This is a genomic window from Acidimangrovimonas pyrenivorans (assembly GCF_042643245.1).
Lineage (GTDB): Bacteria > Pseudomonadota > Alphaproteobacteria > Rhodobacterales > Rhodobacteraceae > Acidimangrovimonas > Acidimangrovimonas pyrenivorans.
In genome coordinates, this window is sequence record NZ_JBHRSK010000004.1 from 1,083,927 (window position 1) to 1,108,327 (window position 24,401).

Sequence of the window (24,401 nt, forward strand, 5' to 3'; positions counted from 1 at the left end):
CCGATGTCCCATCCTCCCTACTGCCGGGCCGAGCGCGAAGCCCGGCTCCTCGCCCGCATGCCCAGCGTGCCCCGCCCCGTCGCCGGGGCGGTGGCGGCGGCCGTCATCGACGGCACCCTGCAGGGCCGAGGTGTCCCGGCCGCGCTCGAGCGCTTCCATGCCGCCCTCGCCACCGCGGGTCGAACGCCCATGACGGCAACGACCGAGGACTTCGCCGCCGCCGCGAGCAGCCGAACAGGACACCGCGCGTTGATGGCTGCGCTCGCCCGGTTCGATCCATCCGTTCCGCTCGCGCTCGCCAGGGAACTGACCCGCGACTGGGACCGTTGGCTCAACGCCCGTTACAACGTGAAACCGAGACAGCCGCGCCGTTCGAACCGGATCGCGACCCTGCCCGAAGACTGGCCAAAGGCTTGGCAGGACGCACTGCCGCTGCTCGACCGCACCGTCCGGCGCGGCGAGACGGTCTACAGGCCGCTCAAGGAGAAGACCCGGGACTCGGTTATTGCCGCCGTCGGCACCTGCGCGGCGAGCCGGGCCTGGGCGACGGAGCGCGGCATCGAGGTCGGCGCGGCCTTCTCGGAGGATCTCGCCGAAGTCCTCCTGCGCTTCACGCTCGTCGAGCGCGGCGTCTCGCCCCGTTCGGCCGCCGACTATTTCGAACGCGTCGAGGGGTTCGCTTATCGTGGACGTCTGTTCGACCGCCCTGCTGCCGAGGCCTTCGCCGCGATCAGGGGACAGCTTCGGGCCGAAGCCGCGGAGGCGACGCCGGGGAAGCGCGCAAAGATTCGGACGTTCGCCAAGAACTTCGACCTGGCAGACATCCTCCATGCCGCCGTTCGCCACGCCGAGGCCGCGCTGGAATGGCGTGGCGACAGCGCCCAAGCCGAGCGACAGCGCCGCAAGGCGGTGGTCTTCGCCCTGCTGGTGAACGGCTCTGATCGTCAGGGTGACCTGTCCCGGTTTCGGGTGGGCCGCGAGATCCGCCGAAACAGCGAGGGCGACTGGGAACTTGACTTTCGCCAGGCCAAGACCCGGCGGAAGAAGGAGATCGGCCCCCTTTGGCCGTTCACCGGCCGCCTGCTCGACGCGCATGTGCTGGGAGACCGTCCCGCCTGGCAGATCGCCGACCGCGTCGCCGAGCTCGACGGCATGAACCTCCTCAGCCTCAGCCCCGAGGGCTTCGACACCTACCACCCCACTGCGCTCTTGAAGGAGGAGTTCGGGATCTCCGGCCATCTGGTCCGGACGCTGGTCACCAACCTCCTTCGGACCGAGGAACCCGATGCCGCCTGGGCCGCACAGGCCCTGCTCGGCCACTCGCACCGGTTCTCGCAGCGAGCCTATCAGACCGACTTCAGGGTCTCCGCTTCGGTGAAGGCCTGGCAGGCTTCGATCGAGAAGATCGAGCGGAGAGTGTCATGAAAGCATGAAGCCCCGGGCCGCAGGGGCATCCGCATCGTTCGCGCGCGCCTTGTGACGCGCGACCGATGCCGGACGCCCCGCGGGGCCCGAAAGACGTGCGTCGATCCTCAAACCCAGGAGAGACCCATGTTCGACACCGCCCCCACCACGACCATTAAGACCCAGCCCACCGACGGCCTTTCGTGGCCAGAGAAAGTCGCCGCCGGCGACATCATCTCGTTCCGGTTCCCGACCGACGACACCGGCGAGGCGCGGCCGAAGGCAAGGCCCTGCCTGGTCCTCGCGGTCGCGATGGTCGATGGCAAGCGCTGGATGTCCGTCGCCTACGGCACGACGGTGCTCAAGAAAGCCCGGAACGGCCGGGGAATCCTCGTCAACGCCAGCGAGGCCGCCGCCTGTGGGCTCGACCGGGCGACCGGCTTCCGGGGCGACCGCCTCATGACGATCAACACTGGCGACCCGGCGCTCGCGGTGAGCCCGGTCTTCCGGACCCCGGTGCTCGGACGGCTGAGCGGCCGCCCCCTGGAGCGGCTGAGACAGATTCGGGACAGTCTGCGCGCGGAGACGACCCAGGCGCTGTGCTGAAACAACGGACAGCGGCGTGGATCGTCAAGATCGCGCCCTCAGGTGAGGCGCGATCCCGACCGATCCTCGACCATCCCCATCCGGAACTTCGAAAGGAACCAGCACATGGCACGATCCGTGACATGCGGAGCAGAGATGATGGCACTTATACGCTGTGAAGCCGCGCTCCAGCGCAGATCTCTCGCGGGATAGGTGCGGCACTGGGCCCGCATCGGTCGCATCGTCGAGGAATCCGGTGTGCTCAACTACCGCCAGATCCGCATCTTGCTGCGCACCTACGACACGCCAACCCCGGCGGAACGCGAACGGATGTTCGCTGGTGATGGCGACTGACCGGGCAAGCCACATTCCACATGAGGGAGGGTTTTCAGGACGAAGCCCTCGATCCAGATGGGCACAGCACTGCTCACACGGCCGGGTAGAGACCGGCCGTTCTTGAAGCCCTGCAGGACGTTCTGGAGGGCATGACAGAGGTTATTGCCATGATGCATTCTCGGATCTTCCCCATCGCGCGTGTCGCGCTTGGAACCTACCTCCTCGACAACCTGGACCCGCTGCGCAGCGCCGCTGAGCTGCTCGGAGGCCCCAAGGCCGCGAAGCGCGTCATGGCGCTGGCGCAGGACCTGTCGGAACCGGTGCCCCTGACCACCCGGATGGGCCGGGCGCTTGCATGGTTCGAAGGGCTGCTGACCCTCGAGCGCGTCCACGACTTCGACACGGTGGAGGCCGAGCGGTTCGCCGCGATCGACCCGCTCGATCCGGTCGTCGCGGATATCTGCGCCCTTAGCGACGGCTTCACGGATGCCCTCACTGCGCTTCGTCTCGAGGCCCCCGAGATATTCCAAAGGCGCGCCGAGGCCGCCTGACGTCCCCGTGCTGCCCCACCTCCGGGCGGCACGGTCTTGAGCGACCGGCGATCCTGCCGGTCGATGCACGGAGAAGACCATGCAGATTACCCACGACAAATCTCTGATCGAGTCCAACGCGCTGGCCGCGATCGAGGCCGCCCGCGATCTGGAAGCGGCGATTGCCGAAAGCACCCTCGACCTCGGCCACGATGCGACTCGCATCCGCGGAATGCTCGACGCATTCCGCGGCGGGCATCTCTATCGCGACAACGAGGAGGCGTCCCTCGACGCGCTTCGGGCCCGCTTGCTCGGTATCCTGTCCCAGCGCGTGCCCGGCTACAGGGCGATCATGCTCGGCCGCTGCACCGACGACTACTGGTTCGCCGACGCGGAACTCGAAGGTATCCGGAAGATCTGGGAAAGCCTCCGCCTGTTCCGTCGGTTCCGGCGGCGGGTTCTCGATGAACTGGCGGCCGAGCAGCAGGTCGCTGCGCTGCGCCGCCGCCCGGTCGCCATCGCGGCGGAATGACAGTCGCAGTCAGGCCGGGAAACTTCCCGGCCTGACTGCCATTACCGAAGCATGAAATCGAACCATGCGACTGCTGTTCACATACAAGGGAAATGCGCACATGGCCAAAATCCAAGAGAGACCTGAAACGAACTGTTTCCAGGAAAGCCTCTACCCAGGCGTGTGCGAACTGGCTACGACACCGATCCGAGCTTCGGAGTAACGACATGTAAGCACCCCGTCCCTGCCCATGAAACCAGCCGCGCTTCCGCGGTGGTGGGGTAAGGAGTGCCATGTCGCCAAGACACGCCGCCCGGGCAGCGGCCACCGAAACCGCCCGCATCCCCAAGAGCCCGCTGGCACCTCTGCAGAGTAGGATGGACAGGATCCGCCAAGCCAGGAGGCTGATCTCCAAAAAGATCAAGGACGGCGAACTCTGGCTGTTGCCTTTGCTGAAACGGTTTAACGCCGAACTCGCCTCGCTCGAAGAAACCCAAGATCTTCTGCTTCAAGCAGTCGAAATCGCCAACCACGCCGCCCCTCACCGGGCGGCGTAATGCATTTGGCCATCCACGAACCTCTTCAAGCTGCGATCAGCTCGCCTCGTCAGACACCTTGGCCGACATCATCTACCGCGCCACAAGGCGCCCGACGCGTAACGAACTGCAAGCGGCGCGGTCAAACGGCAGCATCGGCGCCGGCATGATGTCGGATGGCAGATACCATTATTCAGGTGATCGGATCGCAGAGATGCTCGAAATTTCCGGCGAGGACGCCCGCGCGCTCGGCCTGCGCCAGATCATTCCCGCGAAGCCCCGTAGGGAAAGACGGGCAGAGGCAGAACGCAAACGCCGCGCCCAGAAGGGAGCGAAGCCGCGGGCGGAGTGGCTCGCCGCCAACAGCGCGTCGCGCACCAGGCCGTGGGAACAACTCGGCATGGGTCGCAGCACCTACCACAAACACCTGAAGTCCGGACCCTGCCAGAACTGCCCGCGGGCTGAGGCTGGACAGGTCCGTGTCCGCGACAAGGGGAACCACCGGGATGGGGCGACGGCCTTGGGAGCTATTATCTACCCAGAACCTATACCCACGAAGGCTCCTCCACCAACTCACCATATGAGCCTGAAACCGGCAGAACTGACGCACACGGGGACATGAAATGTCAGACCTCCCCTTGGCGGTGGAAACACTTTTTTCCCTTCCGCCTCTTGACCTTCCAGTTTCTGGAATCTGCATGTTCCGAACATGGCTTCTTGGTGAGATGGAGCAATGGCATGACAACGGACAAGATCTTCAAAGCTTTGAGTCAGCGAATAGCCTGCGCGGCTGCCATCGGCCGCGTCGAGCGGGCGTTCAAGGCAGTGCCGGGGTTCACGATGCCTCGGTCAGCCCTGCGAGTGAGACCGTGAACGAGCGCCACCAACGGGGTTGCAAAGCCGGCCATCATCGCACGGAAAGTGAGAGTATCAGGCGTTGTCATCAAGGCACCCGAACCCGTCGAACCAGCGCCAAGCTCCGCCTTCAACAGGCCGAATGGGCCGCAGACCAGAAATGAAAGGACAAGACATGAATATCGGAGAAGCAGCACAACACTCTGGCTTGCCGGCCAAGACGATCCGCTATTACGAGGACATCGGCCTCGTCACTCCCCTGCGCAACTTCAATGGCTATCGCGCATTCCGCGACTCGGACGTGCACAAACTGACTTTCCTCGGGCGGGCTCGCGCCCTCGGCTTCACGATCGAGGACTGTCGCACTCTCATGTCGCTCTACGAAGACCAGGGTCGCGAAAGCGCCGAGGTAAAGCGACTGGCCAGCAAGCATGTCGCCGAGATCGAGAACAAGATCGCAAGCCTTCAGACCATGCGCGACACGCTCAGCAATCTGATAAGCTGCTGCGCGGGTGACGACCGGCCGGACTGCCCGATCCTGTCCGATCTTGCCGGGGACCTGCAGGCAGCGCAGCACGCTGACTGACCGCAGGCAACGAAAAGGCCTTCCTCCCCCCGACAAAGGAGACCGAGAAATGCTTCAAGGCGTCATGCTTCTGTGGTTCCTGCTGACCGCGCTGTCGGTGGCCTTCGTCGCCATCGACATCCGTTCCACCCCGGAGTCACGGGTTCTGAAATGGGGCTTCGTCCTGCTGACCCTCTACACCGGTCCGGTCGGGGCCTTCCTGTATGTGCTTGGCTGCCGCGAGCCGCTGGAGGGAATGCACGAACGCTACGTCGCCGTGACCTGGCGCCAGGTGCTGGGCTCGACGATGCATTGTGTCGCCGGCGACGGAGTCGGTATTCTCGCCGGGGCGGTGATCGCGGGCCCGCTGCTGCTGCACGGACCGACCGAGATGGTGGTGGAATACGCACTCGGCTTCGGCTTCGGCTGGACGATCTTCCAGGCGCTGTTCATGCGGCAAATGGCGGGCGGCTCGTTCCTGCGCGCGTTGCGGCAGACTTTCAGCTCAGAACTGCTGTCAATGAATCTGCTGATGGCCGGCATGATGCCGGTCGCCGCCGCCTGGCGTGCGGCAGTTCCCGCGGCGGAGGATCCATTGCGGCCTGAGTTCTGGTTCGCGATGAGCATGGCGTTGCTTGCGGGGTTCATTGTCGCCTACCCGATGAACTGGTGGCTGGTCACCAACGGGCTGAAACACGGCATGATGACGGTGCGCCCCAAGGCAGAAAGCACCCCGAAGGCGCAGGGACACGACATGGCACAGGCCGGACCCGGCGACCCCAGCATGGAACATGGAGCCGGTCAGGGCGCGCATTCCAAGCGTGCTACGGGCCTGCAAGTGGTAGGAATGGCCGTCCTATCTTTCGTGGCGCTCGCGGCCGGAGTCGCTCTTGGCCTCGCGATCGGCCCCTGACCCGGCGCAGACCGAGGTCAGTTCGGACGGCGGGCCTCGAACAGGTTGACGCGAGCTGGCACGCGATACCGACCGTCAACGAGGAACGGGTCCATCGCAGCACGGCATTTCTCGGCAATGGTCCGGCGGTCTGCATCGGTCCCGCCCTTGAGCGCGATGATGCCCGCGGCCGGGCCAGCCGAGACGAGAAAGTCGATGACCTCGTCCGCGTCGCCGGGCGGGGTCAAAGCGACCTCCCATTCGGTGCCTGCGCACTCGGCCAGTCCGGCCGCCCGCAGCAAGCCGAGAACCCGGGCAATGTCGCGAAAAGCCATCGGACCCGGCGCGGCGGGATCGGGGCGTTCGACCGGCCCAAGCACAGACACCGCCATCTGCACCGGAACGGAAAACCATGGGTTCGCCTCGGCCATCGACCACGCCACGAAGGCCATTCGTCCGCCGGGACGCAGCGCTCCGCCAATGTTGCGAAAGGCAGCCACGGGATCGTCGAAGAACAGCACCCCAAAGCGCGAGATCATCAGGTCGAAGGCATCTCTATCGAACACGTGGGTCTGAGCATCCGCCCGGTGAAAGACGACATTGTCCAACCTTTCGGCACCGGCACGGGCGCTTGCATGTTCGACCAGTGGGGCGGAAATGTCGACGCCCAGGACGCTCCCTGCCGATCCGACATGTCGGGCGCCCTCCATGGTCGTGGTCCCTCCACCACACCCAATGTCGATAACAGCCTCCCCTGGCACCGGCCGGGCCGTATCGAATAGCAGGGAATGCACCTCGGCCATCAGCGCGTCGAGCGTCGGCTGCCGGCGCACCCAGTCATGACCACGCTGACCGTTCCAGGCCGCAGCTTCGGCCGCGTTCGCCTCATTGTTCATCCCGCTCCTCCCATGTCACTTCGCCTCGGCGAGTTCCAACGCTACCCGAGCGCAACCGTGGCGCACCGCCCTCCAAGACCAGGTGCTGCCCAAGGCCCATTCATCTCCCCCATGGGCCGGAGGTTCGCAGCGTCGCCATAGGCAACTCACATAGAGCGACATCATTCGACAGCAACTTGGAGAGGACGATACCGCTTGCGGCACAAGGAACGTAGACTTTGTTGAACGTGATCTCGCAGCACTCGAAGCTCTTGAAAGGGCGTGCAATGACTACGCCCGGGCGGTTGTTTCGGAAACCACCTTCCCGGGGCGTCACGAGCGCCAAGTTCAGAGAACCGCGACCGAACTCAAGCGCCTTGTTGGCTTTGCAGGCCACCCAGCAAACCGGAACTCACCTGCCGCGTCGCAAGATGCGCCTACAGGATGCTCGTCGCGAACCGGCTGAGCCTGCTGTCTTCCCGGTAGAGGGCGCGCACCGCGATGGCCGCGACGATCCCGGTGGCGGCCCCGCCAAGAACGTCAGTGACATAGTGGGTGCCGACATAGACGCGCGACAGGCAGACGAGGAAGGCCATCGCGAAGAGCGCCAGCGCCCGGCGTGGCAGCCGTAGGAGAGCGAAGGCCATTGCGACCGACATCGAAGCCGTCGCGTGATCCGACGGGAAGGACCAGTCGGCACTTTTCGCGATCAGCAGATGGGAAACGCCGGCGTCGTAGGGCCGCACGCGGTGAATGAAGAGAAGGACACCCTGGTTGATGGCGAGGCCCAGCAGGAAGGCAAGCCCGGCGCAGATCGCGGCGTGACGCACATGTTGCCTGTCTTCGCGGCTCCACCATTGCAGGACGACGACGAGAACGATGAACGGCACCCCGACTTGCGTGATCGCGACCATTGTGGGGTCGACGAGAGGGGTCTTACCTGCGAAGGAGTTGATCCAGTGGGTAATCGCGGCGTCCATTGCCTGCCTTTCTCGGAACGAGGACGATCACGGCATGCAAGTCGCCGAGCATCGCATCCATCAGGTTTTCCGCGTTAGCGTGATCCTCAAGGGATTGCACGCGCTGACCGAGATCGCTGGCGGACTTGTGTTCTACTTCGTTTCAGCACCGGCGATACTTGGCTGGGTCAACCTGCTGACGCAGGAGGAACTGACCGAGGATCCGCGGGACTTCATCGCGACGCACCTCTTGAGCGCGGCGCAGAACCTGACCGGCGCGACCGAGTCCTTCTACGCCTTCTACCTGATCAGCCACGGCCTGATCAAAGTCGTCCTGGTAGTGGGGCTGTTGCGCGAGAAGCTTATCGCCTATCCCCTGTCGCTCATCGCGCTTGGCGCCTTCATCGTCTACCAGCTCTACCGCTACAGCTACACGCAGTCGTTCGGACTGATCCTGCTGACGGTGTTCGATCTCATCGTGATCGTTCTCGTCTGGCATGAGTGGCGACTGCTGCGAAAGCACCTGCCGGTGGATTGACGCAGGTCTCAGCCGACGCGGTGGTCGGCTGTCCCGGAGCTGAGGCCTGTCCCACCCTACGGAATGGGTCATTCGCATCGCTCCCTCTGCTCCTCCATGTTGACGCTGACCCGCCCGGAGATCAGCCCCCCTGCACCAGAAGCTTGCCAAACATGCCCTTCGCCGCGTGGCCGGGTGTCTGGCAGACATACCAGTAAACGCCGGGCCGGCGGGCGGTGAAGGTCGTGCCTGCCTCGGCATAGTCGGCCTTGCCGGGATCCTCCGCGCTGCGCCACGGAATCGGCGGCGCGATCCGGGCCAGCCCGGGGCCGGTCTGCATCATGGCGTAGGCCCCGTAGGGTGGCGCGGCAGGAGAAACGACCACGCCGTGCTCCATATCAGAGCCGTAGTCCATGTTGACGAGATTGAGATGGACGGTCGCCCCGGCGGGCACGACGAGCGTGGGATTGGTGACGCCATGCACCTCGAAGGTGCCGTCGGGATGGTCGGGCTGAACTGCCACCATGTCGATGGTGATGTCCGACCCTTTGAACCGGACCGTCCTGCCGTCGACGACGCCCTCGGTCTCCGATGTGGCCAGATACCGCTTCACCCGCGCGTAGGACCAGACCGCGCCACCCCAGCCCAACGCGACGGGCCGGTCGTTCGCGGTAGCGCCCATCATGCCCGGACCGCCACCCACCATGCCTTGGCCGGAGCCCATCATTCCCTGCGCAAACGCCGCCGGGGCTGCCAGACCCGCAATGGCCACTATCAAGGAACTGCACTTCAGAAACGTCGCGATCTTCATCTTCGTTCTCCTTGCGAAGCCGGGTCAGGCCGACTGCCCGAAGGCTGCGTCGAGGCGCGGCTTCTGGCTGGCGAAGGTCCCGTAGGAGGCTTCGCCGTCGATCACGGTGATCGGGGCGACACGGACGCCGTAGCGCGCCTTCGCCTCCTCGGCCACCCCGGGGCGCGAGACGTCGCGTTCCTCGAACGCGACGTCGTGCTCGGCCAGGTAGCGCTTCACCGCCGCGCAGTCGGGACAGCCCGGGCTGGTGTAGACGAGCACCTCAGTCATCCTACTGGACCTCGGCCTCGTAGCCCTCTTCCTTGACCGCCGCGATCAGCGCCGCGGGATCGGCCGCACCTTTCACCACGGCAGCGCCAGGTTCCAGCGTGACTTCGGCGCTTTCAACGCCGGCGACGCCCTCCAGCGCCTTGGTCGCAGCCTTGACGCAGTGGCCGCAAGTCATGCCGGTGATCTTCAGATTGATATCGCTCATGGGTCTTCTCCTTTTCGGGGTTTCGATAGGTCAGGCGGAAAGCGTTTCGGCCACGCGGCGCAGCTTCGTGGCGACCTCGTTGCCAAGGCGTTCGACGTCGGGGTTGGCGACCATGCCCAGCACCGCCGCCGGGTCCATGAACAGCACGCCGACCGTGCCGTCGGCCTCTTCGCGGACGACGACGTTGCAGGGCAGAAGCGCCCCGATATCCGGCTCGGCCTCGAGCGCCTGATGCGCGAACTGCGGATTGCAGGCGCCGAGGATGACATAGGGGCTGCGGTCGAGCCCCAGCTTGGCCTTGAGCGTGGCGGCCACGTCGATGGTGGTCAGCACGCCGAAGCCCTCGCCCTTCAGCGCCTCGGTGACGCGCTCGACGGTCGCGTCGAAGCCTTCGGGGCTGGGGACAGCGAATGTGAACTGGCTCATGGTCTTGTTCCCTTCTCTTGGATTGGATTGTCAGGCTTCCGCCCCGGTCTCGAACGCTTGCAGGCGGCGCAGGCGCAGGCTGTTGCCCAGCACGAAGACCGACGACAGGCCCATCGCGACACCAGCCACCATCGGGTTCAGGTGAATGCCCCAGGGCGCGGCCAGACCGGCGGCGACCGGGATCAGGATGACGTTGTAGAAGAACGCCCAGAACAGGTTGCCGCGAATGTTGCCCAGCGTGCGCCGGGCGGCGCCGAGTGCGGTGACCACCTCGCCCAGCTGGCCGCGGGTCAGCGTCACGTCGGCGGCCTCGATGGCGATGTCGGTGCCGGTCGCCAGCGCGATGCCGACATCGGCCTGTGCCAGCGCCGGGGCGTCGTTGATGCCGTCGCCGACGAAGGCGACGCGGTGGCCGCCGTCCTGCAGCTTGGTCACCACCTTGGCCTTGTCCTGCGGCAGCACCTCGGCATGGACCTCGTCGATGCCCAGAAGGTCCGCCACCGCCCGCGCCGTCGCCTTGGCGTCGCCGGTGACCATCGCCACGGAAACGCCCCGGGCGCGCAGCGCGTCGACCACCGCCTTCGCCTCGGGCTTGGCGCGGTCGGCGATGGCCAGCAGGCCCAGCACCTTGTCCCCGGCGGCGACATAGACGACCGTGCGGCCCGCGCCCTCCATCTCGGCGGCGCGGCTGCCGAGGTCACCCAGCGCGATGCCCTCGCCCGCCATGAAACGGCGCGCGCCGACGCGCACCAGCCGGCCGTCGATGCGGCCCTCGATGCCGTGGCCAGCGACCGCGCGGAACTCCGTCACCTCGGGCAGGTCCATGCCCTTCTCGCGCGCGGCGGCAACGACGGCGCGGCCCAGCGGATGTTCCGACGACGCCTCGAGCGCGGCGGCGAGGCGCAGCGCCGCGTCCGGGTCGGGCGCCACCATGTCGACCAGCACCGGGCGGCCCTCGGTCAGGGTGCCGGTCTTGTCGAACAGCACGGTATCGACATGCGAAAGCGTCTCCAGCGCCTCGCCCTTGCGGAAGAGCACGCCGAGTTCGGCCGCGCGCCCGGTGCCGACCATGATCGCCGCCGGCGTCGCCAGGCCCATGGCGCAGGGGCAGGCCACCACCAGCACCGCGACCGCCGCCACCAGCGCCACGCTGATGTTGCCGCTGATCGCCATCCAGCCGATGAAGCTCAGCGTGGCGATCAGCAGCACGACCGGGGTGAAGATCCGCACCACCCGGTCGGCCAGCCCCTGGATCGGCAGCTTGCCGGTCTGGGCGCTTTCCACCAGCTTGATGATCTGCGCCACCACGGTGTCGCCGCCGACCGAGGTCGCCTCGATCACCAGCCGCCCGTCCTGATCGACGGTGCCGCCGACGACCTCGTCGCCCTCGGCCTTGGCGACCGGCAGCGGCTCGCCCGTCAGCATCGCCTCGTCGACATGGGCGCGCCCCTCGACGACCCGGCCATCGACCGGCATGCGTTCGCCCGGGCGCACGACAAGGCGGTCGCCGACGCGCAGCTGCGCGACCGGCACATCCTGTTCCACGCCCTCGGCATCCAGCCGATGCGCCGTCTTGGCCTGCAGGCCCACGAGCTTGCGGATCGCGGCCGAGGTCCGGCCCTTGGCGATTTCTTCAAGGTATTTGCCGCCCAGAACGGCGGCGATCACCACGGCGGCGCTGTCGAAGTAGACGTGGCGCGCCTCGGGCGGGAACAGCGCAGGCGCGATCAGCACCAGCGTGCTGTAGGCCCAGGCCGCGCCGGTGCCGGTGGCGACCAGAGAGTTCATGTCGGGCGACAGGTGTCGATAGGCAATCAGCCCGGGCCGGAAGAAACGCCTCCCCGGCACGAAGAGCACCACGCTGGCCAGCACGAACTGCACCCAGTCCCAGAAGCCCGCGAAAGGGCTGGCAGCGGCAAGCGCGCGGTCGAAGGCGGGCACGAAGGCGCCGCCCATCCCGATCACCACGATCGCCGCGCCGAAGACCGCCGCCAGCGTCACGTCGCGTCCCATCGCGCGCAGGTTGGCGCGGCGCTTGTCGGCCTCGCTCTCGGCGGCCTCGGCGGCGTCGCCGACCGGATGGGCCTCATAGCCCGCATCGGCCACCGTGGCGGCCAGCGTGTCCGCATCCGTCATCGCCGGCAGGAAGCGCACCTTGGCGCGCTCGGTGGCAAGGTTCACGCTGGCCTCCAGCACGCCCGGGGCCTTGGTCAGGGCACGCTCGACCCGGCCCACGCAGGACGCGCAGGTCATCCCTTCGACGGCCAGCTCGACCTCTGTGCTGACCGGGGTGTAGCCGGTGTCGCGGATCGCCTCGACGATCTGGTCGGCCGTGATCTGCTTCGGGTCGAAATGCAGTTCCGCCCGCTCGGTCGCAAGGTTCACGCCCGCATCGGAAACGCCGGTCAGCTTGTTCAGCCCGCGTTCGACGCGCGCGCTGCAGGACGCGCAGGTCATGCCCTCGACATCGACCGAAAGGGCCGGGCGCGGGGTCGCTGCGCGCGGGGATTGAACGGCAGTATCCATGACGGTTTCTCCTGTCTCGTGGCGCTCGGAATCGGTCTTCCAACCGCGTTCTGATAGCCAGATAGGGTTTCCAGTCACTGGAAGCTCAAGGGGTGAAGAAGACATATTCGCGTTTTTGTCGAGATGCCGCGCCAGATCACGCCGGTTTGATCCAAGAGACGGGCCTTCGCGCCTTCGGCAATATAGGGGAAGGGTCAAGCGCTTCAGTCTCTTGGATGCCGGTTGTGCACCGCCACCGCGAAAGGAGGAACATCCGGGCGCTACTCCGCGGCGGCGCCACCCTGTTCCGGAGGCGTTCCTCCAGAGGCCGCGAAAATGAGCTCTGCGCGGCTGCCGACGCCGAACTTTTCAAGCAGCCGCTCCTGATAGGTGCGGACGGTAAACTGCGAGATGCCGAGTTTTCTGGCGATCTCCTTGTGGGTCATCCCCCGCACGAGCCCCTCAAGCACGTTGCGTTGACGGGCACTCAGCCGTGCCGGCGCGTCTCTTCGGCCCGCAGGGGGATCAGGATAGATCCGATAGCCGCTCGCAACGGTCTCGAGCACCTGGACGAGTTCGCCCGAGTCGGTGTTCTTGAGGACGTATCCGCTGGCCCCCGCCTCCATTGCCGCCGCCAGATCCGACGCGTCCTCGGACACAGTCAGGACCACGACGGGTGGGTCGCCCCGCAACGCCTTCAGGGCTGACAGGCCGTCGCATCCGGGCATTTGAAGATCCATGAGAACCAGGTCCGGTGACTGATCGCGCACCGACGCCACACCCGAAGCGCCATCGCCATTTTCGGCCACGACGCTGTGGCCATAGTCTTCCAGCACGCGCCGAAGCCCGCTGCGAAAGATCGGATGATCGTCCACTATGATGATGCGCATTTATCCCGTTTCCCGTGGTCAGCGTAACATTGAACGCCGTCCCGTCAAACTCAGAGCGCAGGCAGATCCACGCGGACCTCCGTCCCTGCCTTGCCATGCGAAATCGAGAACTGGCCGTGCAGATCCTCAACTCGTTCGGCCATGATCTTCAGACCGTGATGGGCATTGGCGCCAGTATCCTTGAGCGCCGGATCGCGAAAGGTGCCGTCATCCAGAATCTTCAGGACGCGCCGGCCGCCGACGGTTTCAAGCGAAACGTCGATCGTCCGGGCCCTGCCGTGACGGGCGGCATTGCCGACCGCTTCCTGCAGGACCCGCCCGAGTTGCCAGGTCGCCTCGGGATCAAGGGCGACCTCGCCCGCCCGGAACTCGAGGGTGACCCCGTAGCGTTCGCAGGTGGTTTTGGCGAACCGCTCGAGGAAGGCTGCGGCCGTCTCGTTCGGGTCGGGCTTCTGGCGGAAACCGTCGACTGCCAGCCGGGTCGCCTCGTAGGCGTCGAGAGCAGCCTCGCGCAACTGATGGCAGCGCTCGGCCGCGCTCGACCTGCCCTCCGTGATCAGGGATTCGAGATGTCCCAGTTGCATGTGAACGGACGCGATCGACTGGCAGACATCGTCATGCAGTTCCCGCGCGACGCGACGGCGCTCGGACCACAGGATCTGCTGATAGCCATCGACGACGCGCGTCAGCGTCGCGCTGTGACCGGCGATCATCTGAACGAGGGGCGGATCCAGCGCGGCGGTGTCGATCTTGCCGGCATCGGACCTCTGCAGAACCAGGACGCCATCCTGCGTCCCCTTGATGCAGACGGTCGCGCCGTCATCCAGCGCCCACAGGCCAACAGGTCCTTGGAACTCCTCGGACCTCACCGGGTGCGTCTCTCCGTAATCGGCCCGCAACTCCCATTTCCCTGCCCTGCGCAGATAGAGGCTCGCCCCGTCGGCCTGGGCGGCGTCGCACATGACTTCGAGCAGCCGGTGGGTCTGGCGCGGACCCTCAACGCCCGGCAGGCCCTCGTCGACGGCGTCAAGAGCCGAAAGGGCGTTGGCCTCGACATGCCTGAGGCGCCAGCGCAGCCTCAGCTCGGAGATCAGGATCGACAGGGTGGTCTCGTCGTAGCTGTCCCAGTCCTCCGTCGAGACGGCGATCTCCCCCAGATCCGCGCTACCTTCGCGCACGGGAAAGACCCTCTCCGACCCCGATCCTGTCTTCCCCGCGCCGGGCTTCTCGACGACAACTTCGACCGGCGCGGTATCCGGGGCGGCCCAGCTCAGACGCAACCGATTGGCCCTGAGCGCTTCCCTCGACAGATCGGCCAGCGGTTTGACCACCGCCGACACGGAAGGCCCCGCGGCGAGCAGACGGACGGCACTGCTCAGTGCATCGTGCTGGCGGTTCTTCCGCGCCAGATCCTCCGCGGTGCGGCGCAGTTCGACATTCGCGGCCTCGAGCGTGCGCGCGCGGCGCTCGAGGGCGCGCAGGAAGAACGCCGTGAGTGTCGGCACGATGGCCGCGTGCATCACGATGATCATCGTCAACCGCTGGGAAGCGGTGTGGTTGAGCAGCAAGATGTGCGGCGTCAGACCGAAGACCGCGGAGAAGGCGATCGCAGGCCATCGGACGGCTTTCAGAAAACCGGATGAGGCTGTGTCGGTCGTGGGCATGTTGTCCCTCCCTGGCCTGATCTGGTGGGCGGCCTGTCGTCCAAACCGGGGACAGGTGTCCTCCATCGCGCGGCTATTCGGCGGCAAACTGCCGACTATCCTCCCCTGAAATCACCAGCGAAAGGGGGAGGTCGCAAGGTGAACGACAAGATTACCAAAGAGGCAAGAGGCGTGAGCGGCCGTTCGGTGCTGACGGGAGCGGTGGTCCTGCTGCTGCTTGCCGGTGGCATGGTGGCATGGGGCCGGAACGCTCAGCCTGCGAACCAGACGCGCTTCAGGATCCACATGCTCGACTACGCATTCAAGCCTGCGCACATGGTCTGGCATGTGGGCCAGACCGTGACGGTCACCCTCGTCGACGATTCCGACTCGCACCCCGGCAAGGCTCATGAATGGATGGTCGGGCGCGGGCCGAACCTGAAACAGACGGTCTTCGGGCCCCGTCACGTCGACGGGTTCCATGTGCCCTTCTTCAAGGGCGTGGACGTCAAGGTGGTCAGTGGCCACGACCTGGTCATGTTCATGGGCGGCGCCGCGCATCTGAGTGGCGAACCCGTCAAGGACGTGCTGCGCAAGGGGCCGATGGGTCCGATGGAAGAGATGTCGGGCTTCATGCCTCTGCTCGACGGCAAGGGGCGGCTGACGATCTCGTTCAAGGTTCCCGACAAACCGGGGACATGGATCTATGGCTGCTTCCAGCAGTCGGGCCAGCATTTCACAAACGGCATGCGCGGCACGATCGACGTCGTCGAAGACAAGCCGAAAGCTTGAGGGAGCACGGGCGATGGACCGCGAAACACGCAATCATATCCTCTGGCTCAGTGCGCTCTGGGTCGTGTTCAGCGCGCTCGGCGAATGGCTGGTGCAGGTGGCGGTGGAACACTGGCCCCTGATCGCCTCGACCCAGGGGGCCGTCACCGGCGAGGCGATCTTCTTCCTGATGCGCGCGACGGTGCCGGTCTTCGTGATCGTCGCGCTGATCATCGGCTATTCCATGATCCGCTTTCGCGTGCCTCAGGATGACACGCAGCCGGCCGAAGCGCAGTTTGCGACCAACGGCCTATTCATTGCCGGCTGGGTCGGGCTGAGCGTGATCCTGAACGTGATCTTCATCATCTACCCGGGCATCTACGGTCTTGAAACGCTGTGGTCGACCGCGCGGGCGGCAACCGCCGGCAATGCCCTGACCGTTGATGTCACTGCCAAACAATGGGAGTGGGATTTCAGTTATCCCGACCAGAAGATCGAGACCACCGACAAGCTGGTGGTTCCAGTCGATCGCCCGATCCATTTCATCCTCAAGTCCGACGACGTGATGCATTCCTTCTGGGCGCCCGCCTGGGGGATCAAGAAGGCGGTGATCCCCGGCGAGACCCGCAACCTCGTGGTGACGCCCACGAAGGTGATGGACACCCTGAACGACCCGACGATGCGCATCCAGTGCGCCCAAATCTGCGGCGCCGGCCACCCGGTGATGCGCAGCGAGTTGCGCGTGGTTTCAGCGGCTGATTTCGACAAGTGGGTCGCCAAGAAACAGGATGCCGCAAAGCAGGATTCCGGCTCCATGAAAGGCATGGACATGGGCGGCATGAACATGGGCGGCAGCGGCTCGGACCAGTCCGGCGGCATGAAGATGCAGGACAACGGTAGCGGCAGCATGGACATGGGCAGCTCGGACAGCGGCAACGCGGACATGGGCAGCATGAACATGGGCGGGTCCAGCCAGTCAGGCGCCAGGCAGATGCAGGACCAAAGCGGTGGGAACATGAACATGGATAGCGGAAACTCCGCCTCCGGCAGCATGGACATGTCGACCGACGGCCAGTCCGACAGTGGCATGAAGATGCCGAAAAACGACACCAACGGATCCGGGAACTGATCCGCGGACAGCGAGAGGAGGATGCCGATGAGCGATCATTCCGGCATGATGGACACTGGCACGGCGCGCCACGGCTGGCTTCACCACGCCGCGCCGATGCTGCGGGCGGTCCTATGGGCGGCTATCGGGTGCCTCGGCGCCGACTGGATCGTCGCGCTGTTGCTGAACGACCGGCTGGCAGGCGAATGGCCCGTGGTCGCGGCCTTCTTCGCGGGCTCGGCGGGCTGGATTCTCGGGGGTGGCGCGCTGGAGGCCTGCGTCCGGCCCTGGTTCGGCGATGCCCCGGCCTGGGACGAAGGCGAAGGCATCGGGCGGTTCCTGCGCTTCCACACCGATCACAAGATCATCGGGATGCAATACCAGGTCACGGCGATCCTGACCTTCCTCGCCGCGGGCATGGCGGCGATGATGATGCGGCTCGAACTGCTGACGCCGAACCTCGACGTGTTCCAGACCTCGCAGGCCTATAACGAGGCCTTTGGCGTGCATGGCAGCCTGATGCTCTTCGCGGTGTCGGTCGTGGCCATCGTGGGCGGCTTCGGCAACTACTTCGTGCCGGTGATGGTTGGCGCCGACGACATGACCTACCCGCGCCTCAACGGGCTGAGTTGGTGGTTCCTCGTGCCGGGCGTGATGGCAATCCTGCTGAGCCCCCTCGCCGGCGGCTTCCAGACCGGCTGGACCGGATATTCCCCGCTCGCGGCCGAGGATGCGGTGGGACAGGATCTCTACTACCTCGGGATCTTCGCGCTGGGGCTGTCGTCTCTGTTCACCGCGATCAACGTAATCTCGACCACGCTCTACATGCGCGCCCCGGGGCTGACCATCGGGCGGTTGCCGATGTTCGTCTGGGGCATGTTCGTGACCTCGGTGCTGAACCTGCTGTGGGTGCCGGTGATCGGGACCGGGATGATCTTCGGCCTCGCCGACCGCACCCTTGGCACGCATTTCTTCGACAGCCAGGGCTTGCCAGTGCTGTGGCAGGATCTGTTCTGGCTGTTCGGCCACCCGGAGGTCTACATCATCATGCTGCCCGCCTGGGGGCTGTGGCTGGAAATCATCCCCGTCTTCTCGCGCAAGCGGCTGTTCGGCTACGGCTGGGCGGTGGCCGGGATGATCGGCGTCACGGTGCTGTCGAGCTACGTCTGGACACACCACATGTTCACCACCGTGTCGGACAGCCGGCTGGTGCCGTTCATGACCACGACCGAGCTGATCTCGATCCCTACCGGCTTCATGTATATCGCCGCGCTGGGGACGCTGTGGAAAGGCAGGCTGCGGCTGCGCACGCCGATGCTGCTGGCCCTGATGAGCGTGTTCAACTTCCTCATCGGCGGCTTCACCGGGGTGTTCCTGTCCGACGTGCCGGCCGATTTCCAGCTGCACAACACCTATTTCGTGGTGGCCCACTTCCACTACACGATCATCGGCGGCATGGTCTTCGCCTGGCTTGCCGGCCTCTACTACTGGTTCCCGAAATACTCGGGCCGGATGTATAACGAGGGCTGGGGCAAGCTGTCGGCCTGGCTGGTGTTCTTCGGCTTCAACTTCTCTTTCCTGGGAATGTTCGTGGCCGGGTTTGACGGAATGAACCGCCGCGTCGCGGAATACATGCCCTACCTCGGCGGCATCAACGAATGGATCTCGATCTGGGCCTTCCTGCTGGGCCTCGCCTTCGGGATCGCCCTTCTGAACCTGCTGGTCAGCGCGATCAGTGGCGAGCGGGCGGGCGACAACCCGTGGGGCGGCAAGACGCTGGAATGGCAGACCAGTTCGCCGCCTCCGCACGGCAACTTCGCGCGCGAACCCGTCGTGACGGATCATTTCTACAACTACGGCGCGGGAGACCGGACATGAGCACTGCAACCGTCAACGCCCCGGCGGATCTGAGCGACCGCCAGCGCCGGATGTATCGGGGGTCCTTCTTCCTCGTCATCCTCGGCGAGGCGATGATCTTCATCACCCTGTTCTCTACACGCTTCCTGCTGGCGGGCACCGGGCACCCCGACACGGCGAACGGCACGCTGGGGCTGGCGGTGACAATCGTCTTGCTGATCAGTCTCGCCCCGCTCGCCACAGGTCTTGGCCGGGTGCAGCGCGGCGCAAGCGGCGCCGGCTGGCTTTGGCTCTCGGTGTTGCTCGGGCTCTGTGCACTGGCCGTCATCGTCTACGACTGGTCGACGCTCGCGTTGGCGGTCGGAAGCCGCTACGGCGAGAACTACGTCCTGAGCACCGGCTACCACGCCCTGCACATCGTGCTGGGGCTGGTCGGGCTGGCGGTGGTCGCTGGCGCCGACGGTCGCGGCAGCTTCAGTAAGGGCAATCACTGGCAGGTCGAGGCGGCAGCCATGTTCTGGACCTTCGTCGTGCTGACCTGGCTGATGCTCTACGCCGTCTTCTTCATCTACTGAACGGAGGCCCGAGATGTTCACCCTCAATGTCCCCCAAAGCCCCGGCGAACCGATCCTATGGTGGCTGTTCTGGTTCGCGGTCTCGGTGGTCGTCTACACGCTGCTGGTCGTCTGGTTCTGGCGCGCGCTGAAACGCGAGACACGCGATGTCCCCGAGCCGGGCGAGCGCAGCGAAGAGGCTGCGGAATGACCCGCACGGCCCAGACCGTAACGGCGACCACCGCGGTGCCCGCCCCAACCGGCGGGCTGGTGAGGGCCTACCTGGAGCTGTGCAAGCCAAAGGTCGTCGCCGTGATGATCTTCACCGCGCTGGTGGGCGAGCTTCTGGCAGACCCGCTGGGCCTGCCGGTCAAGGCGCTGCTTTTCGGCAATCTCGGCATCGCGATGGCGGCGGGGTCCGCGGCGGCGATCAACCACCTGATCGACCGAAGGATCGACGCGCGCATGGCCCGCACCCGGCGCCGCCCGATCCCGACCGGCGTCATTCCCACAGGCCACGCCCTTGCCTTCGCGCTTGTCCTCGGAACCGCGGGGCTGACCCTGCTCTACACCCTCGTCAACCCGCTGACCGCCGGGCTGACCTTCGCCTCGCTGATCGGCTATGCCGTGGTCTACACCGGCTTCCTCAAGCGCGCGACGTCGCAGAACATCGTCATCGGCGGCCTTGCCGGGGCGGCCCCGCCGCTTCTGGGCTGGACTGCCGTGACGGACCAGATCGAGGCGCTGCCGGTTCTTCTGGTGATGATCGTCTTCGTCTGGACACCCCCGCATTTCTGGCCTCTCGCGATCCATAGGGTCGAGGATTATCGCCGCGCCGACGTGCCGATGCTACCGGTGACCCACGGCGAGGCCCACACCCGCTGGCAGGTGCTGTTCTACACGGCCCTGCTGGTCGCGGTGACGCTGGTGCCCGCGCTGATGGGGCTGACCGGTTTCATCTACCCGGCGGCGGCGCTGACGCTGGGCGGCATGTTCCTGTGGTATTCGGGGTCGATGCTGGTCTCGTCCGATGCAAGCTGGCCGATGCGCACCTTCCGCTTCTCGATCATCTACATCCTGCTGCTGTTCGGCGCCTTCCTCGCCGACAGCTATGTCTCGGCGTTGCTGGGCCAGGGGAACGTCACGTTTCGGTGAGCCCGCCCCTCCCGCGGCGCGTCGTTGATCTCTCTCAACGTCTTGAACAAGTGAATGGCGTAGCAAGCCCGCATTGGAACCATGGAGGCGCACATGACCAGACTTCCTGTCTACACCACCCTTCTTTCGACACTCGCCGCAGGCGCGGCCTGGGCCGACGCGCCCGGTGGCGGCTACGGCGGCGGCTATTACGGCCACCCCATGATGTGGGGCGAGGGTTACGGATTCTTCGGCGTCGGCATGATGGTGATCTTCTGGGGCGTCCTCATCGTCCTTGCCGTCCTTGCCGTGCGCTGGCTGATGGAGCAGCGCGGCGGGGCGCAGGGCAAGACCGACGCGCTCGACATCCTCAAGGAGCGGCTCGCCAAGGGCGAGATCGACCCCGAGGAATACCAGGCCCGGCGCAAGGCGCTGGAAGAGTGAAAGAGCCGCTCACGCGCGCTTGACCTTCCCGTGAGGGAAACCTTTAGACGGTTTCCCCCGGGCCGACTCGCCGCCCGGGATGTTCGAGAAGGAGAATCCGCGTGAGCAAGCTGTTGCCCTATGTGATCGGGGGCCTCGCCCTCGCCGGTGTCGCCGTCGTTGTGACGAAGGTATTGACGCCGACACCGGCCGCGTCGGGCCACAACATGGCGATGCCCGACCTGTCGCAGATCGCGCAGGGGGCGCCGATCGTGAAGGTCAAGCTGCCCGCCGAACTGAGCCCCCTCGCTCAGATGGGCAAAGTGGCTTTCGATGCCAAATGTTCGACCTGCCATGGCGAGAATGCCGCCGGCCGCAACGGCAAGGCGCCGCCACTGGTTCATCCCTACTACCGGCCGGGACACCACGCCGACGCGGCCTTCCTGATCGCGGCGCAGGCTGGCGTGCGGGCACACCACTGGCCCTTCGGCAACATGCCCCCGGTCAAGGGGGTGACGCAGGCCGACGTCAAGGCGATCGTCGCCTATGTCCGCACTCTGCAAGAGGCGAACGGGATCTTCTGACGGATCTGGCAGCCGCGGATTAGCCGATGCGCAAGAGCGTATCGGACTCGTATGTGTAGGGCGGCAGGTCGAGGTTGCGCGGTGCGGGACCGGCCCGGATCCGCCCCGCGGTGTCGTATTGCGATCCGTGGCAGGGGCAGAACCAGCCGTCCCACTTGCCCCTCGGATCGGTCGGCTTCTGCCCCAGCGGGATGCAGCCGAGATGGGTGCAGATGCCGATCTGCACCAGCCACTCGGGCCGCTGCGCGCGCTGTGCGTCCGTCGCCGGGTCTACCAGATCGGGATTGTGGTCGTCGCGCCGCGCCTCTTCGATCCGCTTCTTCGTCCGGTGGTCGATGAAGATCGGTTTTCCGTGCCACTTGAGCGTGATGCGCGAGCCGAGCTCGATGCCCGAAAGATCCACCTGGACCACGGAGAGCGCGGTGACATCGGCGCTTGGGTTCATACTGTTGATCAGCGGCCAGATCGCTGCGCCGGTCGCGACGGCGCCGACACCGCCGGTCGCGTAGTAGAGAAAGTCGCGTCTTCCCTTGTTCGGCGTCGGAGGTTTCGACGCGCTGTCACTCGGTGCCATGACTGGACCCTCCGTGATCCGATCTCTCCTCCAGAGCCTTCCCGGCAATCCGGGGTGGCCGGGAGAGATAGGCGTTTGGGGGTAAGATGCGCCTTCCCCCAGGGGGCAGGTCAAGCAGGGCCCTTGTCACGAGATCGTGCGCTCCAGACAATCCGGGATGCACCCGCGCGTTGTCAGATCATCGCCCCTTCGGGGGGTCTATGCCCCGCGGGCGGCTTTCTGCAGCATGGGCCGGATCGTCTTGTCCCAGACATCGGGCGTGATCGGCCCGGGGAAACGGAGCAACACCTTTCCCTGACCGTCGATCACATAAGTTTCTGGGACGCCATAGACACCCCAGTTGATCGCCATCTGCCCCGCCCGGTCGGCCCCCATGCCGACAAAGGGATTTCCAAAGTCGGCAAGGAACTTCAGCGCATCGGCGGGCTTGTCCTTGTAGTCGACGCCATAGATGGGAACACCAGCGTTCGCGATCTTTTCCAGCATAGGCGCCTCGACGCGGCACGAGGTGCACCAGCTGGCCCAGTAGTTGACCAGTTTGGCGCGACCATCACGCAGGGTCGCATCGGTGAACGGCGCACCGTCGCCAAGCTGGGTCAGCACCACCGGCGGCGCATCCTTCCCGATCATCTGCGACGGCAGCGCGTTGGAATCGGCCCGCTGCATGCCGAAATAGAACGTCGCCGCCAGCGCCGCGAACGCAATCGGTGGCAGCAGCGCTAATATGGAAATCCTGGCCATCCGGGGCCTTCCCTTCTGTGGGGCGCCCTGCTCAGACGGCGGCGACCACGTCCTTCAGCATCCTGCGCACCTGACCGGCGACCGCCTTCAGGTCTTCGTTCGGGATCGCGGCCATCGAGGCGACCGGGTCGATGGCGCTGATCTCGGTCCCGCCGTCGACCGCGCGCAGGATCACGTTGCAGGGCAGCATCGCGCCCACGCGCGGCTCCAGCCCGATCGCCTCATGCGCCATCTGGGGATTGCAGGCGCCGAGGATCTTGTAGGGCGCGCCCTCGACGCCCAGCTTCTTCTTCATCGTCGCCGCGACGTCGATCTCGGTCAGCACGCCGAAGCCCGCGTCCACCAGCGCCGCCCGGACGCGGGTTTCGGCTGCGTCGATCCCGATGCCGGGCAGCAGGCGGTCAATCGTGTAGCTCATTGTGTTTCCCTTTCCTGGCATCAGTTTCCGCCGGTGTTCCGCAGCAGCGAGACGACCAGCACGACGATGAGGACGGTGATCAGCACCATCCCCAGGCCTCCGAATCCAAAACCCATCATGGTTCCATCCTCCGGTTGCGGGCGGCGCCGGTAAGGCGCCGCCGCTGGTTTCAACGGTGGCGGCGGTCAGTTGCCGTCGCCGTCCTTCATCATCGAGCCCGGCCCACCCTGGGGCGTGGCCGCACCGCCTTGGCGCGATTGCCAGAACTTCTGCATCTGCTCGAAGCGATCGGCCGGGGCAGTGATCTCGTCTGCCGTCACCTTGCCGTCGCCATTGGTGTCGAGCGCCTGGAAGTGGCGCACGGTCGCCGGGCGGGTGATCGCGGCGTAGAGCGTGGCGAACTCGTCGAGCGACAGCGTGCCGTCGCCGTTGGCGTCGTATTTCTTGAGCTCGCCCTGAAGGCCGCTGCGCAGCTCGTCCGGGCTGACGGTTCCGTCGCCATTGGCGTCGAACTGGGTCATCAGAGTGCCCATCATGCCCGGCCCGCCGGTCATGTAGCCACCGCCATGCATCGCCATCATGCCGCCGCCCATGCCGCCGTAGCCGCCCATCATGCCCGGCCCGCCTTGGCCGCCCATCATGCCGTAGCCGCCCTGGCCGCCCATCATCCCGGGGCCACCGCGTCCACCCATCATGCCATAGCCACCACCGGGCATGCCCTGGCCGTAGCCTCGACCCGTCGGGCCGTAGCCGCCGGGGCCCTCGTCGCCATCATTCCCCATCATGCCCATCATGGCACCCGGGCCATAGCCTTGCCCCGTGCCCCAACCACCGGTGCCATGTGCCAGGACCGGCACGCTCACCGCAGCAGCAAGTGCAACAATCAGGCCAGTGGCCAACACCGTTTTGCGTTTCATGACAT

General features: G+C 65.8%; 31 protein-coding genes. 18 read left to right on the top strand and 13 right to left on the bottom strand.

Features of this window, described 5'->3' with window-relative positions:
* Positions 1-3 precede the first annotated feature (3 nt).
* The 9 genes from ACFOES_RS08140 to ACFOES_RS08180 all read left to right on the top strand — a co-directional run bounded on the left by ACFOES_RS08140 (position 4) and on the right by ACFOES_RS08180 (position 6,235).
* Positions 4-1,425 carry a hypothetical protein gene (locus ACFOES_RS08140; protein WP_377832718.1) on the top strand — a complete coding sequence of 474 codons (1,422 nt, stop codon included), beginning with the start codon at positions 4-6 and terminating at the stop codon, positions 1,423-1,425.
* A 126-nt stretch (positions 1,426-1,551) separates the two neighbouring features.
* Positions 1,552-2,010, top strand: a complete 459-nt coding sequence (locus ACFOES_RS08145; RefSeq protein WP_377832719.1) for a hypothetical protein — start codon at positions 1,552-1,554, stop codon at positions 2,008-2,010.
* A 192-nt stretch (positions 2,011-2,202) separates the two neighbouring features.
* Positions 2,203-2,343: a TA system antitoxin ParD family protein gene (locus ACFOES_RS08150; protein ID WP_377832720.1), complete on the top strand. Its 141-nt coding sequence runs from the start codon at positions 2,203-2,205 to the stop codon at positions 2,341-2,343.
* A 131-nt stretch (positions 2,344-2,474) separates the two neighbouring features.
* Positions 2,475-2,876 carry a hypothetical protein gene (locus ACFOES_RS08155; RefSeq protein WP_377832722.1) on the top strand — a complete coding sequence of 134 codons (402 nt, stop codon included), beginning with the start codon at positions 2,475-2,477 and terminating at the stop codon, positions 2,874-2,876.
* Positions 2,877-2,955: 79 nt separating this feature from the next.
* Entirely contained in the window at positions 2,956-3,387 is a 432-nt protein-coding gene (locus tag ACFOES_RS08160) for a hypothetical protein (protein ID WP_377832723.1), read from the top strand.
* Between the two features lie 356 nt (positions 3,388-3,743).
* Complete coding sequence (locus tag ACFOES_RS08165; protein ID WP_377832725.1) at positions 3,744-3,923, top strand: hypothetical protein; 180 nt, start codon at positions 3,744-3,746, stop codon at positions 3,921-3,923.
* Between the two features lie 58 nt (positions 3,924-3,981).
* Positions 3,982-4,524 carry a hypothetical protein gene (locus tag ACFOES_RS08170; protein WP_377832726.1) on the top strand — a complete coding sequence of 181 codons (543 nt, stop codon included), beginning with the start codon at positions 3,982-3,984 and terminating at the stop codon, positions 4,522-4,524.
* A 408-nt stretch (positions 4,525-4,932) separates the two neighbouring features.
* Positions 4,933-5,343, top strand: coding sequence for a Cu(I)-responsive transcriptional regulator (gene cueR, locus ACFOES_RS08175; protein WP_377832727.1), 411 nt, complete (start codon positions 4,933-4,935; stop codon positions 5,341-5,343).
* 49 nt (positions 5,344-5,392) lie between these two features.
* The gene (locus ACFOES_RS08180) at positions 5,393-6,235 is read left to right on the top strand and encodes a DUF4396 domain-containing protein (protein WP_377832728.1); all 843 of its coding nucleotides are present in this window, start codon (positions 5,393-5,395) and stop codon (positions 6,233-6,235) included.
* Positions 6,236-6,252: 17 nt separating this feature from the next.
* Here ACFOES_RS08180 and ACFOES_RS08185 read toward each other — a convergent pair whose 3' ends face one another.
* Positions 6,253-7,110, bottom strand: coding sequence for a class I SAM-dependent methyltransferase (locus ACFOES_RS08185; RefSeq protein WP_377832730.1), 858 nt, complete (start codon positions 7,108-7,110; stop codon positions 6,253-6,255).
* Between the two features lie 416 nt (positions 7,111-7,526).
* Entirely contained in the window at positions 7,527-8,069 is a 543-nt protein-coding gene (locus ACFOES_RS08190) for a phosphatase PAP2 family protein (protein ID WP_377832732.1), read from the bottom strand.
* A gap of 34 nt (positions 8,070-8,103) precedes the next feature.
* Between ACFOES_RS08190 and ACFOES_RS08195 the strand changes: the two genes are divergently transcribed.
* Positions 8,104-8,586 (top strand): DUF2127 domain-containing protein, encoded by a 483-nt coding sequence (locus tag ACFOES_RS08195; RefSeq protein WP_377832734.1) that lies wholly within the window; start codon positions 8,104-8,106, stop codon positions 8,584-8,586.
* A 121-nt stretch (positions 8,587-8,707) separates the two neighbouring features.
* Here ACFOES_RS08195 and ACFOES_RS08200 read toward each other — a convergent pair whose 3' ends face one another.
* The 7 genes from ACFOES_RS08200 to ACFOES_RS08230 all read right to left on the bottom strand — a co-directional run bounded on the left by ACFOES_RS08200 (position 8,708) and on the right by ACFOES_RS08230 (position 15,336).
* Positions 8,708-9,376: a sulfocyanin-like copper-binding protein gene (locus tag ACFOES_RS08200; RefSeq protein WP_377832736.1), complete on the bottom strand. Its 669-nt coding sequence runs from the start codon at positions 9,374-9,376 to the stop codon at positions 8,708-8,710.
* A gap of 24 nt (positions 9,377-9,400) precedes the next feature.
* Positions 9,401-9,646 carry a glutaredoxin family protein gene (locus tag ACFOES_RS08205; RefSeq protein WP_377832738.1) on the bottom strand — a complete coding sequence of 82 codons (246 nt, stop codon included), beginning with the start codon at positions 9,644-9,646 and terminating at the stop codon, positions 9,401-9,403.
* Position 9,647: 1 nt separating this feature from the next.
* Positions 9,648-9,851, bottom strand: a complete 204-nt coding sequence (locus ACFOES_RS08210; RefSeq protein ID WP_377832740.1) for a CopZ family metallochaperone — start codon at positions 9,849-9,851, stop codon at positions 9,648-9,650.
* Between the two features lie 30 nt (positions 9,852-9,881).
* The gene (locus ACFOES_RS08215) at positions 9,882-10,277 is read right to left on the bottom strand and encodes a DUF302 domain-containing protein (protein ID WP_377832742.1); all 396 of its coding nucleotides are present in this window, start codon (positions 10,275-10,277) and stop codon (positions 9,882-9,884) included.
* A gap of 30 nt (positions 10,278-10,307) precedes the next feature.
* A complete protein-coding gene (locus ACFOES_RS08220) occupies positions 10,308-12,803 on the bottom strand; it encodes a heavy metal translocating P-type ATPase (RefSeq protein WP_377832744.1) in 2,496 nt (831 codons plus the stop codon).
* A 260-nt stretch (positions 12,804-13,063) separates the two neighbouring features.
* Complete coding sequence (locus tag ACFOES_RS08225; protein WP_377832746.1) at positions 13,064-13,672, bottom strand: response regulator; 609 nt, start codon at positions 13,670-13,672, stop codon at positions 13,064-13,066.
* A 50-nt stretch (positions 13,673-13,722) separates the two neighbouring features.
* Positions 13,723-15,336: a sensor histidine kinase gene (locus tag ACFOES_RS08230; protein ID WP_377832747.1), complete on the bottom strand. Its 1,614-nt coding sequence runs from the start codon at positions 15,334-15,336 to the stop codon at positions 13,723-13,725.
* A gap of 138 nt (positions 15,337-15,474) precedes the next feature.
* Here ACFOES_RS08230 and ACFOES_RS08235 point away from each other — a divergent pair, with 138 nt between their 5' ends.
* The 8 genes from ACFOES_RS08235 to ACFOES_RS08270 all read left to right on the top strand — a co-directional run bounded on the left by ACFOES_RS08235 (position 15,475) and on the right by ACFOES_RS08270 (position 21,746).
* Positions 15,475-16,107 carry a hypothetical protein gene (locus ACFOES_RS08235; RefSeq protein WP_377832749.1) on the top strand — a complete coding sequence of 211 codons (633 nt, stop codon included), beginning with the start codon at positions 15,475-15,477 and terminating at the stop codon, positions 16,105-16,107.
* A gap of 13 nt (positions 16,108-16,120) precedes the next feature.
* Positions 16,121-17,215 carry a cytochrome c oxidase subunit II gene (locus ACFOES_RS08240; RefSeq protein WP_377832751.1) on the top strand — a complete coding sequence of 365 codons (1,095 nt, stop codon included), beginning with the start codon at positions 16,121-16,123 and terminating at the stop codon, positions 17,213-17,215.
* 27 nt (positions 17,216-17,242) lie between these two features.
* Entirely contained in the window at positions 17,243-19,072 is a 1,830-nt protein-coding gene (locus ACFOES_RS08245) for a cytochrome c oxidase subunit I (RefSeq protein WP_377832753.1), read from the top strand.
* Positions 19,069-19,626, top strand: coding sequence for a cytochrome c oxidase subunit 3 (locus ACFOES_RS08250; RefSeq protein WP_377832756.1), 558 nt, complete (start codon positions 19,069-19,071; stop codon positions 19,624-19,626). The genes ACFOES_RS08245 and ACFOES_RS08250 overlap by 4 nt, the downstream gene beginning before the upstream one ends.
* Positions 19,627-19,639: 13 nt before the next feature.
* Complete coding sequence (locus ACFOES_RS08255) at positions 19,640-19,816, top strand: hypothetical protein (RefSeq protein ID WP_377832757.1); 177 nt, start codon at positions 19,640-19,642, stop codon at positions 19,814-19,816.
* Positions 19,813-20,760 carry a heme o synthase gene (cyoE, locus tag ACFOES_RS08260; RefSeq protein WP_377832759.1) on the top strand — a complete coding sequence of 316 codons (948 nt, stop codon included), beginning with the start codon at positions 19,813-19,815 and terminating at the stop codon, positions 20,758-20,760. The genes ACFOES_RS08255 and cyoE overlap by 4 nt, the downstream gene beginning before the upstream one ends.
* 93 nt (positions 20,761-20,853) lie before the next feature.
* On the top strand, positions 20,854-21,183 hold the full coding sequence (locus ACFOES_RS08265) for an SHOCT domain-containing protein (protein ID WP_377832760.1): 330 nt from the start codon (positions 20,854-20,856) through the stop codon (positions 21,181-21,183).
* A 101-nt stretch (positions 21,184-21,284) separates the two neighbouring features.
* Complete coding sequence (locus tag ACFOES_RS08270) at positions 21,285-21,746, top strand: c-type cytochrome (RefSeq protein ID WP_377832761.1); 462 nt, start codon at positions 21,285-21,287, stop codon at positions 21,744-21,746.
* A gap of 19 nt (positions 21,747-21,765) precedes the next feature.
* Here the strand turns inward: ACFOES_RS08270 and petA are convergent, their stop codons facing one another.
* From petA to ACFOES_RS08290, 4 genes are all read right to left on the bottom strand, one after another.
* Positions 21,766-22,320: a ubiquinol-cytochrome c reductase iron-sulfur subunit gene (petA, locus tag ACFOES_RS08275; RefSeq protein ID WP_377832762.1), complete on the bottom strand. Its 555-nt coding sequence runs from the start codon at positions 22,318-22,320 to the stop codon at positions 21,766-21,768.
* A gap of 198 nt (positions 22,321-22,518) precedes the next feature.
* The gene (locus ACFOES_RS08280; protein WP_377832763.1) at positions 22,519-23,061 is read right to left on the bottom strand and encodes a DsbE family thiol:disulfide interchange protein; all 543 of its coding nucleotides are present in this window, start codon (positions 23,059-23,061) and stop codon (positions 22,519-22,521) included.
* A gap of 31 nt (positions 23,062-23,092) precedes the next feature.
* Positions 23,093-23,479, bottom strand: a complete 387-nt coding sequence (locus tag ACFOES_RS08285; protein WP_377832764.1) for a DUF302 domain-containing protein — start codon at positions 23,477-23,479, stop codon at positions 23,093-23,095.
* A gap of 185 nt (positions 23,480-23,664) precedes the next feature.
* Complete coding sequence (locus ACFOES_RS08290; protein ID WP_377832765.1) at positions 23,665-24,264, bottom strand: EF-hand domain-containing protein; 600 nt, start codon at positions 24,262-24,264, stop codon at positions 23,665-23,667.
* Positions 24,265-24,401 lie beyond the last annotated feature (137 nt).

Excerpts from the sequence above, each read along its gene's own strand:
- ACFOES_RS08250 (WP_377832756.1), top strand. The coding sequence starts at position 19,069 with ATGAGCACTGCAACCGTCAACGCCCCGGCGGATCTGAGCGACCGCCAG.
- ACFOES_RS08265 (WP_377832760.1), top strand. The coding sequence starts at position 20,854 with ATGACCAGACTTCCTGTCTACACCACCCTTCTTTCGACACTCGCCGCA.
- ACFOES_RS08185 (WP_377832730.1), bottom strand. The coding sequence starts at position 7,110 with ATGAACAATGAGGCGAACGCGGCCGAAGCTGCGGCCTGGAACGGTCAG.
- ACFOES_RS08290 (WP_377832765.1), bottom strand. The coding sequence starts at position 24,264 with ATGATGGGGAATGATGGCGACGAGGGCCCCGGCGGCTACGGCCCGACG.
- ACFOES_RS08165 (WP_377832725.1), top strand. The coding sequence starts at position 3,744 with ATGGACAGGATCCGCCAAGCCAGGAGGCTGATCTCCAAAAAGATCAAG.
- ACFOES_RS08215 (WP_377832742.1), bottom strand. The coding sequence starts at position 10,277 with ATGAGCCAGTTCACATTCGCTGTCCCCAGCCCCGAAGGCTTCGACGCG.
- ACFOES_RS08210 (WP_377832740.1), bottom strand. The coding sequence starts at position 9,851 with ATGAGCGATATCAATCTGAAGATCACCGGCATGACTTGCGGCCACTGC.
- ACFOES_RS08280 (WP_377832763.1), bottom strand. The coding sequence starts at position 23,061 with ATGGCCAGGATTTCCATATTAGCGCTGCTGCCACCGATTGCGTTCGCG.
- ACFOES_RS08245 (WP_377832753.1), top strand. The coding sequence starts at position 17,243 with ATGAGCGATCATTCCGGCATGATGGACACTGGCACGGCGCGCCACGGC.
- ACFOES_RS08155 (WP_377832722.1), top strand. The coding sequence starts at position 2,475 with ATGACAGAGGTTATTGCCATGATGCATTCTCGGATCTTCCCCATCGCG.
- ACFOES_RS08140 (WP_377832718.1), top strand. The coding sequence starts at position 4 with ATGTCCCATCCTCCCTACTGCCGGGCCGAGCGCGAAGCCCGGCTCCTC.
- ACFOES_RS08255 (WP_377832757.1), top strand. The coding sequence starts at position 19,640 with ATGTTCACCCTCAATGTCCCCCAAAGCCCCGGCGAACCGATCCTATGG.
- ACFOES_RS08230 (WP_377832747.1), bottom strand. The coding sequence starts at position 15,336 with ATGCCCACGACCGACACAGCCTCATCCGGTTTTCTGAAAGCCGTCCGA.
- ACFOES_RS08160 (WP_377832723.1), top strand. The coding sequence starts at position 2,956 with ATGCAGATTACCCACGACAAATCTCTGATCGAGTCCAACGCGCTGGCC.
- ACFOES_RS08195 (WP_377832734.1), top strand. The coding sequence starts at position 8,104 with ATGCAAGTCGCCGAGCATCGCATCCATCAGGTTTTCCGCGTTAGCGTG.
- ACFOES_RS08145 (WP_377832719.1), top strand. The coding sequence starts at position 1,552 with ATGTTCGACACCGCCCCCACCACGACCATTAAGACCCAGCCCACCGAC.
- ACFOES_RS08240 (WP_377832751.1), top strand. The coding sequence starts at position 16,121 with ATGGACCGCGAAACACGCAATCATATCCTCTGGCTCAGTGCGCTCTGG.
- ACFOES_RS08225 (WP_377832746.1), bottom strand. The coding sequence starts at position 13,672 with ATGCGCATCATCATAGTGGACGATCATCCGATCTTTCGCAGCGGGCTT.
- ACFOES_RS08220 (WP_377832744.1), bottom strand. The coding sequence starts at position 12,803 with ATGGATACTGCCGTTCAATCCCCGCGCGCAGCGACCCCGCGCCCGGCC.
- ACFOES_RS08200 (WP_377832736.1), bottom strand. The coding sequence starts at position 9,376 with ATGAAGATCGCGACGTTTCTGAAGTGCAGTTCCTTGATAGTGGCCATT.
- ACFOES_RS08190 (WP_377832732.1), bottom strand. The coding sequence starts at position 8,069 with ATGGACGCCGCGATTACCCACTGGATCAACTCCTTCGCAGGTAAGACC.
- ACFOES_RS08180 (WP_377832728.1), top strand. The coding sequence starts at position 5,393 with ATGCTTCAAGGCGTCATGCTTCTGTGGTTCCTGCTGACCGCGCTGTCG.
- cyoE (WP_377832759.1), top strand. The coding sequence starts at position 19,813 with ATGACCCGCACGGCCCAGACCGTAACGGCGACCACCGCGGTGCCCGCC.
- ACFOES_RS08205 (WP_377832738.1), bottom strand. The coding sequence starts at position 9,646 with ATGACTGAGGTGCTCGTCTACACCAGCCCGGGCTGTCCCGACTGCGCG.
- petA (WP_377832762.1), bottom strand. The coding sequence starts at position 22,320 with ATGGCACCGAGTGACAGCGCGTCGAAACCTCCGACGCCGAACAAGGGA.
- ACFOES_RS08285 (WP_377832764.1), bottom strand. The coding sequence starts at position 23,479 with ATGAGCTACACGATTGACCGCCTGCTGCCCGGCATCGGGATCGACGCA.
- cueR (WP_377832727.1), top strand. The coding sequence starts at position 4,933 with ATGAATATCGGAGAAGCAGCACAACACTCTGGCTTGCCGGCCAAGACG.